A 10,220-nucleotide genomic window follows, 5' to 3' on the forward strand; every position below is an offset into this window, starting at 1 on the left:
CTTGCCCGCACCCGCATGGCCAAGTCCGTGCACGACGCCGGGTGGTCGGCGTTCGTGGCCATGTTGGAGTACAAGGCCGTGCGATACGGGCGTGCCTTCCACCGGATAGGCCGTTTCGAGCCGACCTCACAGGTGTGTTCGAACTGCGGCGTCAAGGACGGCCCCAAGCCCCTCGATGTCCGGGAGTGGACGTGCGGGGCGTGCGAGGCTGTCCTGGACCGGGATGTCAACGCGGCGGTCAACGTCGCCAAGGCCGCCGGACTGGCGGTGCCGGCCTGTGGAGCGCAGGTGAGACCGGAACGTGTTCCGGCGCAGCGCGGTGAAGCAGGAACCCACCCGAAGCCGTACCGGGCAACGGTGCGACAGGCGGGAATCACTCGCCTTTAGGCGGGTGAGGATGTCAAACACTCTCCTGGTCACTCGCCTCCTTCCTCGGCCCGGCAGCCGGCGGCATGCTGCTGCAACACGCCGGATCCGCCGTGCTGTGGGGGGCCTGTGGGGTCTGCGGCACGGCCGCAGCGCTTGGGCACGTGATGCTGGGCCGTCGCACAGCGACGGCGCGCCGGACCGGCGCAGTGGCGAAGGCGATGCCCGCAGCGGCCGAGAAGACCCCAACGGGTGCCTGAGAAGCCCGGCGGGCAGCGATGTAGTACGCCAGCCGGTCGGCACTGATGTCACCGATGAGTTCGTCGACGGTACCCACCAGGCGCTGGCCACCGCTGGCCATAGCGGCTGCACCGAGGCCGCGTTGACGGCCCGCAGCCCTTCCTGCGGCTGCGGAGAGATCTACGACCGGCTCATTCGACGGAGTTCTGCGCCCAAGCGGCGGTGTGACGGCCGTCTTGCTGCGTCGTCATGGAATCCACGTGCGCGCCGCGCTCTGAACGGGTCCGCAAAATCGGTGTCACGCCGGGGAGAGCCGTTCAAGATGGCCAGAAGGTCTAATGTCTCACGCACCATGTGACAGCTTGTACACAAGCGCAAGATATTGGACTTGATATTACTTTGATTTGACCAAGACTTTGCGCATGGGTGAGATGTCGGTGATCCTGTACATATTCATCGTTCAACTACACGCCACCTCCGGCCAGCTACGGGCCTTCCCTGCAACTATCGCCGCCATTGGGGCCCTTCTCGTGCTGGTGTCGCAGGGCATCGGGGACTGCCGTTGCCTGGTATGTAGGTCGGCGTTGCCGTGAACTACAGCAGGCAATCCCAGAACGCGGCCATCGGCTGGGCCTAGTGCCAATACGTCCGCCTGTTTCCGGGCGCGCGCACGACGATGACGCCGATTGCCTCCGATACGAACTGATGCTGAATGAGATGTTTGTTGTGAACCTGGACCTCGGCCCGGCCTCCCCGCTCACGCAGGAGACTCGCCCACTGTCTGACCGGCCCGCGGAGATCGGGGTGACGGGCACGGATACCGCCCCTTTTGAATCCGCAAACCTGCACTGGGCGCGCCTTCCCGGTGGCCTGCGCCGCCTGCGGCGAACCCTTGTGCTGGTGGCGGGAGCGCTACTGACGGCCATTACCGCTACGCTGCTCGCCGTGTTCCTAGATGATTGATGCCAAGGGCTCGCTGGCGCGCATGACATGAAGCGAGGGAGTCCAAAGATCGGTTGTGACGCCTGATCTGGACTCCCTCGCGACCGCACTCTACGTGAAGACCGACGACCTGCTGAAGGAATCGCCGCATCTGGCTCCGTGGCGTCCCAAGATCGGCATCGAACCACAGCTCAGCGATGCCGAGCTGGTCACTCTCGCGGTGATGCAGGCACTGCTCGGCTTCGTCTCCGAGCGCCGCTGGATCCGCTACGCGAGTTCCCACCTGCAGCACCTGTTCCCGTACCTGCCGGGTCAGTCGGGCTACAACCGGCGCCTGCGCAAGGCCGCCCACCTGATCGCCCGCGTCAACCGGCTGCTGGCCGTTGACACCAGCCTGTGGACCGACGACGTGTGGGTGGTCGACTCCACCCCGATCGAGTGCGGGCGCTCCCGGGAGACGGTCAAGCGCTCCGACCTGGCCGGATGGGCCGAGTACGGCTACTGCGCCAGCCACTCGCGGTTCTTCTGGGGCTTGCGGCTGCACCTGGTGTGCACCCTGCACGGCCTGCCCGTCGCGTTCGCGCTGACCGGCGCCAAGGCCGACGAGCGCACCACTCTGCTGGACATCCTGGCCACCGAGACGGACCTGGTGGCCGCCCGGCCCGGCCAGACGCTGATCGGGGACAAGAACTACTTCGGCGCCGCGTTCGAGCGTGAGCTCGCCGAACTGGAGATCCGCCTCCTGCGGCCGGCCCGCAAGGGCGAGGCCGAGCGGGCCGGATCGCAGCTGTTCAAGCCGTTGCGGCAGATCATCGAGTCGGTCAACGACACCTTCAAGGGCCAGCTCGACCTCGAACGACACCAAGGCCGTACGCCGAGAGGTGTCATGGCCCGCGTCCTCCAGCGGATCCTCGCGCTGACCGCCGCGATCTGGCACAACGACCACACCGGACAACCCGTCATGCGCTCCCTGACCGCGTATGACCACTGAACCCCTTGGCATCAGTCATCTAGGCGGCGGCTGGTCGTTGTTCGCCTTGCTGCCCGTGACGCTGACCGGTTGGGGCTGGTGGCTGGTCGGCCGGAACTGGGCCAGTTGGCGCTTTGCTGAACGCGAGGACGACCTGCTGCTGACGCGCGGCTACTGGTGGCGGCGACAGCTGGTGGTGCCGTACGGCCGGATGCAGGCCGTGGACGTCAAGGCCGGCCCACTGGATCGGGCTTTCGGTATCGCGTCGGTCCAGCTGCATACCGCTTCGCTCTTCAGCGACGCGCGGATCCCCGGCCTGCTGCCCGCCGAGGCGGCACGGCTGCGTGACGCCCTGGCCGAGCGCGGCGAGGCCCGGCAGGCGGGACTGTGATGGGAACGGGGGAACAGGAGGGTTGGCGGAGACTGCACCCGCTCACGCCGTTCCTGCGCGGCTGGGGGCTGATCGTGGTACTCGCCTACGGCGCCCGCCACCTGACATACGGTCTGACCGTGAACCGGGTGGGCTGGGCACTGCTGGTGCTGGTCCCGCTCGCGTTCGGCTACGGCTTCCTGTCCTGGCGCTTCACCCGCTACCGGGTGGAAGGCGCGCAGCTACGGGTCGAGCACGGGATCGTCTTCCGGCGTAGCCGCGACATCCGGCTGGACCGGGTGCAGGCCATTGAGGTGATCCGGCCGCTCGCAGCCCGACTGCTCGGGCTGGCCGTCCTGAGGTTTGACATGGCGACCGGCGAGAAGGCGCGGTCGACGCTGGAGTACCTGGGTGTGGGGCAGGCGGTCGCGTTCCGCACCGAGCTGCTCGCCCGCGGGGCGGGCCTGGCGCCAGAGGCGGGCCAGGCCCAGCAGCAGGTGCTCTACGCGTTGTCGGGGCGACGGCTGCTCGGGTCGATCGCGCTGAGTCTGTCGACGTGGGGGTGGCTGATCGCGGCGGTTGCCACCGTGGTGCCGCTGGTGACGGCACGCACATGGGCTGAGGTGTTCGCCGTCGCGCTGTCGTTGGCGACGGTGCTGTCGGCGACCGTTCTCAAACGGTTCGCGGCGGAGTACTCCTTCACCCTCGCCGAGTCCCCGGACGGGATGCGGATCAGCGCGGGGCTGTTGGAGTACAGGCATGAGACGGTCCTACCCGGTCGGGTGCAAGCGCTGCGGATCGACGAGCCGCTGCTGTGGCGCCGAATGGGCTGGGTCCGGGTGCGGATGAACGTGGCCGGGCAGGACGCGGCCGGCGGCTCGCTGCTGCTGCCGGTCGCGCCACGCGCGCAGGCGCTGGCCCTGCTGGGCCGGCTGTGGCCGGGGCTGGACCTGGACGCGGTCGCCCTTACCCCGCCACCGCGGCGGGCCTGCTTCCTCGCACCGTTCTGGGCGGCTCGGTCGGGCCTTGGGCTGGACGCACAGGTGGTGGTCAGCCGCCGGGGCCTGATCGTCCGCCGGACGATGATCATCCCTCATACGAAGCCGCAGAGCCTTGCGCTGACGCAGAACCCACTGACGCGACTGCTGGGACTGGCAAGGCTGCACCTCCACTCCACCACCGGCCCGGTGCGCGTCTCCGCCCGCTTCCGTGACCTGGGCGAAGCTCGCACCTTCCTCCAAACCCAAGCCAGTAGTGCTCAGAGACCAAGCCGAAGTGGGCCGTGCTGTAGCGGATGCCGAGGCTGAGCTCGTCGCCTCGGCAGGGCCCTGCCGGCGTCGCCGGCACGTCCGGCTGGACCCGTCCGAGGGCGCCGACGACATGGACGAACTGCTGGCCTTCCACGACTTCCCGACCGAGCGCCGCCTCGCTGCTGCTGCCGGTCGCGCTGGACCGCACGACGGTACCCGGTCGCCGGGGGAGGGGGCGCGGTTTGAGGCGGTACGACATACCGGGTATACATACTCGGTATGTCCATCCGTCACGGTCTGCTCGCCCTGCTCGACCAGGGCCCGCGCTACGGCTACCAGCTGCGCACCGAGTTCGAGGCGCGCGCCGGCGCCACCTGGCCGCTCAACGTCGGGCAGGTCTACACCACGCTGTCGCGGCTTGAGCGCGACGGGCTGGTCGAGCCGGCGGGGGAGGACGACGAGGGCCACCAGTTCTACGCCGCCACCGACGCCGGCCGGGAGGAACTGCGGACCTGGTTCGACACCCCGGTGCCCCGGACCGACAAGCGCTGCGAGGTCGACCACCGCTACAGCAGCACCTACAGCCCGCTGACCGCCGACGACGCCAACCTGCTGCGCAACCTCTATGGCGTCACCGACCAGGGCGCCGGCCACTCCCTCGCGGCCGGCAAGGCCGTGGTCTTCCACGCCCGCTACCTCAAGGACGGCAAGGTCACGTTCCCGTACAGCGCCCCGGTCGTCGCGGAGGGCGCGGTCGCCGCACGGAGCAAGCCGGTCTACACCGAGATCGCCGTGGACGCCGTCCTTGCCGAGCCCTCGCTGGCCTCCCCGGCCCAGGCCGTGATCAGCCCGGCCACCGCGGCCCGGCTCGGCTTCTCCACCACCCCGACCGGCTCCGTCTGGCTGCCCGCCGCGGCGCCCTCCGACGGCGCCCAGCAGAAGGCCGACGGCGCGCTGGCCAAGCTCAGCGAGCGCCGCGACCTGCTCAAGATCGAACGCGGCTACGAGTCCGAGAGCAGCCTGGTCCGCCTCGGCCTGAACGTCTTCGCGGGCATCGTCGCCCTCGGCGCGGCCGGCATCGCCACCGGGCTGGCCGCCGCCGACTCCCAGCGCGACCTGACCACCCTCGCGGCGGTCGGCGCCGAGCCCCGCGTCCGGCGCTCGCTGTCCGGCTTCCAGTGCGGGGTGATCGCCGCCATGGGCGCCCTGCTCGGCGTGGTCTGCGGCGTGGTGCCGGGGGTGGCCCTGCGCAAGGTCGAGGCCGCGGCGAGCAGCTACCCCGGCATGAGCCCGGAGGAGCTCGCCAACAAGGCGAGCCTGGTCTTCCCGTGGCCCACCCTCGCCGCCACCGTGCTGTTGCTGCCGGTGCTCGCGGCCGCCCTCGCGGCGCTGATGACCCGCTCGCGGATCACCCTGCTGCGCCGCTCGGGCTGAGCCCGGCGCACCCGTCCGTCATCCCCGTCGCGCGCCACCGCCGCGACGGGGGGTGAGGAACAGGGCGTCGTCGATGGGTCCCGGTCGCGTGTCCCGCCACGCCCTCGACCAGGGCGTGGACGCTGCCTGGCCGTGCGCGAGGACCGGTGTCGTGTAGTACCCGCGAATGGGATGCGGTCGGGTGCGTACGACCAGCGATGGTGGCTCAACCATTCGGCAGGGCGACTGATTTCGGTGATCGCTGAAAAACCATGGAGCAACGGCTGGAGTTCCATGCCTTGCCCATCAGAGAAATTGGCAGTCGGTCATCAGCGGCCGACTGCCCGTAACACAAGGAGTTTCCCGTGACAACGATGTCCGTGCACGCCGTCCGCACCGGCCAGGCGGCTGCCCGAGCCACCGGTCTGAACAAGGTCTACGGCGAGGGTGAGACCCGAGTGGTCGCCCTGGACAACGTCAGCGTGGTGTTCCCGCAGGGCGAGTTCACCGCGATCATGGGTCCCTCGGGTTCCGGCAAGTCCACCCTGATGCACTGCATGGCCGGCCTGGACACCGTCTCCTCCGGCTCGTCGATGATCGGCGAGACGGAGCTGGTGGGGCTGAAGGACAAGCAGCTGACCAAGCTCCGCCGGGACAAGATCGGCTTCATCTTCCAGGCGTTCAACCTGCTGCCCACGCTGACGGCGCTGGAGAACATCACGCTGCCGATGGACATCGCCGGCCGCAAGGTCGACAAGGCCTGGCTGGACAGGGTGGTGGACACCGTCGGCCTCTCCGACCGTCTCTCGCACCGCCCGTCCCAGCTCTCCGGCGGCCAGCAGCAGCGCGTGGCGTGCGCCCGCGCGTTGGCCGGCAAGCCGGACATCATCTTCGCCGACGAGCCCACCGGTAACCTCGACTCCCGCTCCGGCGCGGAGATCCTCTCCTTCCTGCACGACTCCGTGCGCGAGCTGGGCCAGACCGTGGTGATGGTCACCCACGACCCGGTGGCCGCCTCCTACGCGGACCGCGTGGTCTTCCTCGCCGACGGCCGGATCGTCGACGAGCTGACCGCTCCGACCGCCGACGGCGTCCTGGACCGGATGCGCCGCTTCGACGCCAAGGGCCGGACGAGCTGACGCCTCGCCAGTAGCCGCCCCCCGAACTCCCAGGACGCAACCCATGTATCGCACCGCACTGCGCAATGTGCTGGCCCACAAGGGCCGCCTGTTGATGACGGCACTCGCCATCCTGCTCGGCACCGCTTTCGTCTCCGGCACCCTGGTCTTCTCCGACACGCTCGGCCAGGCCATGAAGAACAGCTTCGCCAAGAGCTACACCGACGTCTCCGTGCTGGTCACCGACCGCACCGTCGGCACCCGGATGGGTGGCGGGAACATTGAGGACGAGAAGAACACCGAGAAGCTGACCGACGCCACCGTCAAGCAGATAGCCGCCCTGCCCGGCGCGGCGAAGTCACGCGGTGTGGTCTCCGGCTTCATCGGCGTGTCGGACAAGAAGGGCAACCTGATCGGCGAGGTCTGGAGCGCGATGGGCGGCAACTACGTGCCCGACCCCTCCGGCAAGGACAGCCGCTACCCGCTGGTGGAGGGCAAGACCCCGTCCGGCCCCAAGGAAGTCGCACTCGACAAGGCAACCGCCGACAAGGGCGGCTACCACGTCGGTGACACCGTCCGGATCGCACGCAACGGCCCGGCCCTGGAGGTCAAGCTGGCCGGCATCGTCACCACCGACGACCCGCAGATCACCTCCGGCGGCACGCTCACCCTGTTGGACACCGCCAGTGCGCAGAAGATACTGCTGACGCCCGGCCAGTACAGCTCCGTCTCGGTGCTGGCCAAGTCCGGTACCACCGAGTCCGCCCTGCTCGACCAGGTGAGCAACGTCCTTCCCAAGGCCGGCGACTTCCGCACCAAGACCGGTCAGCAGCTGATCGACGAACAGGCCGAGGTCATCGCCAAGGGCACGGACAAGATGAAGACCATGCTGCTGGTCTTCGCGATCATCTCGCTGTTCGTCAGCATCTTCATCATCGCCAACACCTTCACCATGCTGGTCGCCCAGCGCACCAAGGAACTGGCCCTGCTCCGCGCGGTCGGCGCCAGCCGCTCGCAGGTCACCCGCTCGGTGCTGGTCGAGGCACTGGCCCTCGGCGTCACCGCCTCGGCGGCGGGTCTGCTCGCCGGTATCGGCATCGGCGCCGGGATGCAGTCCCTGATCCACGCCACGGCCCCCGGGATGCCCACCGGCCCACTGGTGATCGCGCCGACCACGGTCGTGGTGACCCTGGTGGTCGGTGTCCTGGTCGCCGTCCTCTCCGCCGTCCTCCCCGCCCTGCGCGCCTCCCGGATCGCCCCGGTGACCGCGATGAGCAGCGGGGACCAGCCGGCCACCCAGAAGAGCCTGGTGATCCGCAACGTCGTCGGCTCGGTGTTCACCATCGGTGGCCTGGGCCTGGTCGTGACGGGCGCGGCCACCAGGAGCAGCTCCGGCCAGGTGCCGGTGGGTGCCGGTGTCGGGCTGGCGCTGATCGGGATCTTCGTCCTGCTGCCGCTGCTGTCCCGTCCGGTGATCGCCCTGGTCGGCCCGCTGCTGGCCAAGGTGGCCGGTACCCCTGGCAAGCTGGCCCGCCGCAACGCGGTGCGCAACCCGCGCCGCACCGCCGCCACGGCCGCCGCGCTCACCATCGGCCTGGCCCTGGTCACCGGCCTGAGCGTGCTCGGCTCCTCGGTCTCCGACATGGTGGACAAGGCCGTCACCAGCTCCATGAAGGCCGACTACGACGTCACCCTTGCCACCGGCGACCTGACCCCGGAGCTGGCCGCCGCCATCGCCAAGGCCCCCGGTGTCGCGGTCTCCAGCCCCATCAACCGGGCCTTCTGGGAGCTCGGCGGCGCCTTGCACTCGGTCCGCGGCTTCGACGCGGCCGGCTTCGAGCAGCTGGTCCAGCCGAAGATGGTCAGCGGCTCCGCCGCGGCACTGAAGCAGGGCCAGATCCTGGTCGACTCCAACATGGCCAAGAAGGAGAACCTGTCGGTCGGCTCCAACGTCAAGGTGGACTACCGCACCGGGGGCGCCGCCAGCCAGGGCACCCTCACGGTCGGCGGCGTGTACGAGGGCAACACGATGATCTCCGAGGTCATCATGGCCAGCGCCGAGATCGCCAAGCACGAGCCCCAGCCCTATCTCAGCGAGGTCCTGGTCAAGGGCACCGACGGCCCGAGCGCCGCCCTCAAGCAGTCCATCAAGGACGCCACCGGCAACAACCCCGTGGTCGAGGTCAAGACCAGGCAGGACATGCGCGACGAGTTCAGCAAGATGATCACCTTCGCGCTGAACATGATGTACGGCCTGCTGGGCATGGCCGTGGTGATCGCGGTCATCGGCGTGATCAACACGTTGGCGATGTCGGTCTTCGAGCGCAAGCGCGAGATCGGCATGCTGCGGGCGATCGGTCTGGACCGCCGCGGCATCAAGCGGATGGTCCGGCTGGAGTCGGTGGTGATTTCGCTCTTCGGCGCGGTGATCGGCGTCGCACTCGGCACCTTCGCCGCCTGGGCGGTCAACCGCACGCTGATCTCCAGCCTGCCGACCCTCACCACCGTGGTCCCCTACGGCCAGCTGCTGCTCTTCCTGGCCCTGGCCGGCCTGGTCGGCCTGGTCGCCGCCCTGTGGCCCGCTCGCCAGGCGTCCAAACTGAACATCCTGGTCAGCATCAAGACCGATTGACAGCCGAGACCACCGGAAAGGCTCCGGCTCCGACGGCCGTTTTGCCGCTCTTCCTGTGCGCTGTTCCGCGCACAGGAAGAGCGGCAGCGGCGCCGGGCTCGTAGGCCGGACGCGAGCCGACGCGCTCAAGGCACTCAGGAGCGAGCAGACTCGACCGGCAAAAAGCCGAAGCACAGCAGAAACTGACGGACCTGGACGCACTGCCAAGGACCTGAAAGCGGCCAAGGACCTGACGGCCGACCACGACGGGCTTGCCGACCTGCTGCTTGACGCCGTCGCCGACGGCGCATCGATCGGCTTCCTCGACGGCCTCGACCGCACCGAGGCCGCCCGCTGGTGGCTCCAGTACAAGGACGCTGGCCGCCGGACACCGCCTGAGCTGGATCGCCCGCGACCCCGGCGGCGGGATCGTCGGCACCGTCAGCCTGGTCCTCGGCGACAAGGACAACGGCCGCCACCGCGCCAAGGTCGTCAAACTGATGGTTCTGTGGGGCAGGGCTTGAAGGCCGGATCGAAGCGCTGAATCAACGGTGTTGACACTGGAGTGCTAATCCAGCACTCCGAGTCGCTGATCACCTGGGCAGCGATCACCCTGATGACCAGGCGCATCACCCAGCGGCAGTCAACGAGACGAAGGCCACGATGGACCGGTGGGGAGGCGAGCGGATCTTCCCGGTCCCTGCCTGGGGCGACCCGGACGAGAAGGTGGCGATGAAGGCCCACCTCAAGACCCGGGTGGCGGCGGCCTCGAGCCGCCGGGCACCGAGCAGGACGGCGATCGACCGAGCCATGCACATGGGCGGCTGGTGGGCGACCGCCCCGGCCGGACAGCCCGCGCCCGCCGTCTCGGTCGGGGAGCGGCCGCGCCCGCCGAGCCGGTCGTCCCGGCGGAGCCGACCGCTTCGGTCGCCCGCGCGGA

At 69.2% G+C, this 10,220-nt stretch carries 8 protein-coding genes and 2 pseudogenes; all 10 read left to right on the top strand.

Annotated elements, in window-relative coordinates; all coding sequences use genetic code 11:
• The coding region (locus KS423_RS27750; RefSeq protein ID WP_224282515.1) for a zinc ribbon domain-containing protein at positions 1 to 387 on the top strand (387 nt) is incomplete at its 5' end.
• 10 nt (positions 388 to 397) lie between these two features.
• Positions 398 to 964 carry a DUF523 domain-containing protein gene (locus KS423_RS48595; RefSeq protein ID WP_374120040.1) on the top strand — a complete coding sequence of 189 codons (567 nt, stop codon included), beginning with the start codon at positions 398 to 400 and terminating at the stop codon, positions 962 to 964.
• Between the two features lie 347 nt (positions 965 to 1,311).
• A complete protein-coding gene (locus tag KS423_RS27760) occupies positions 1,312 to 1,569 on the top strand; it encodes a hypothetical protein (protein ID WP_224282516.1) in 258 nt (85 codons plus the stop codon).
• 55 nt (positions 1,570 to 1,624) lie between these two features.
• Positions 1,625 to 2,539, top strand: coding sequence for an IS982 family transposase (locus KS423_RS27765; protein ID WP_224282517.1), 915 nt, complete (start codon positions 1,625 to 1,627; stop codon positions 2,537 to 2,539).
• A gap of 22 nt (positions 2,540 to 2,561) precedes the next feature.
• Positions 2,562 to 2,909: pseudogene (locus KS423_RS27770) on the top strand (PH domain-containing protein); the annotation flags it as partial.
• A 119-nt stretch (positions 2,910 to 3,028) separates the two neighbouring features.
• Positions 3,029 to 4,195, top strand: a complete 1,167-nt coding sequence (locus tag KS423_RS27775) for a PH domain-containing protein (protein WP_224282518.1) — start codon at positions 3,029 to 3,031, stop codon at positions 4,193 to 4,195.
• A gap of 222 nt (positions 4,196 to 4,417) precedes the next feature.
• A pseudogene (locus KS423_RS27780) lies at positions 4,418 to 4,678 on the top strand (PadR family transcriptional regulator); the annotation flags it as partial.
• A gap of 1,247 nt (positions 4,679 to 5,925) precedes the next feature.
• Positions 5,926 to 6,690, top strand: a complete 765-nt coding sequence (locus KS423_RS27785) for an ABC transporter ATP-binding protein (RefSeq protein ID WP_224282521.1) — start codon at positions 5,926 to 5,928, stop codon at positions 6,688 to 6,690.
• Positions 6,691 to 6,733: 43 nt separating this feature from the next.
• Positions 6,734 to 9,301 carry an ABC transporter permease gene (locus KS423_RS27790; RefSeq protein WP_224282519.1) on the top strand — a complete coding sequence of 856 codons (2,568 nt, stop codon included), beginning with the start codon at positions 6,734 to 6,736 and terminating at the stop codon, positions 9,299 to 9,301.
• A 642-nt stretch (positions 9,302 to 9,943) separates the two neighbouring features.
• On the top strand, positions 9,944 to 10,220 hold a 277-nt coding region (locus tag KS423_RS27795), incomplete at its 3' end, for a hypothetical protein (RefSeq protein WP_224282520.1).

This window comes from Streptomyces sp. LS1784, assembly GCF_020103755.1.
In the GTDB taxonomy this organism is placed as follows: domain Bacteria; phylum Actinomycetota; class Actinomycetes; order Streptomycetales; family Streptomycetaceae; genus Kitasatospora.

What these genes read in the sequence shown, in the direction of transcription:
- KS423_RS27760 (WP_224282516.1), top strand. Translation starts at nt 1,312, where the DNA reads ATGCTGAATGAGATGTTTGTTGTGAACCTGGACCTCGGCCCGGCCTCC.
- KS423_RS48595 (WP_374120040.1), top strand. Translation starts at nt 398, where the DNA reads ATGTCAAACACTCTCCTGGTCACTCGCCTCCTTCCTCGGCCCGGCAGC.
- KS423_RS27790 (WP_224282519.1), top strand. Translation starts at nt 6,734, where the DNA reads ATGTATCGCACCGCACTGCGCAATGTGCTGGCCCACAAGGGCCGCCTG.
- KS423_RS27785 (WP_224282521.1), top strand. Translation starts at nt 5,926, where the DNA reads ATGTCCGTGCACGCCGTCCGCACCGGCCAGGCGGCTGCCCGAGCCACC.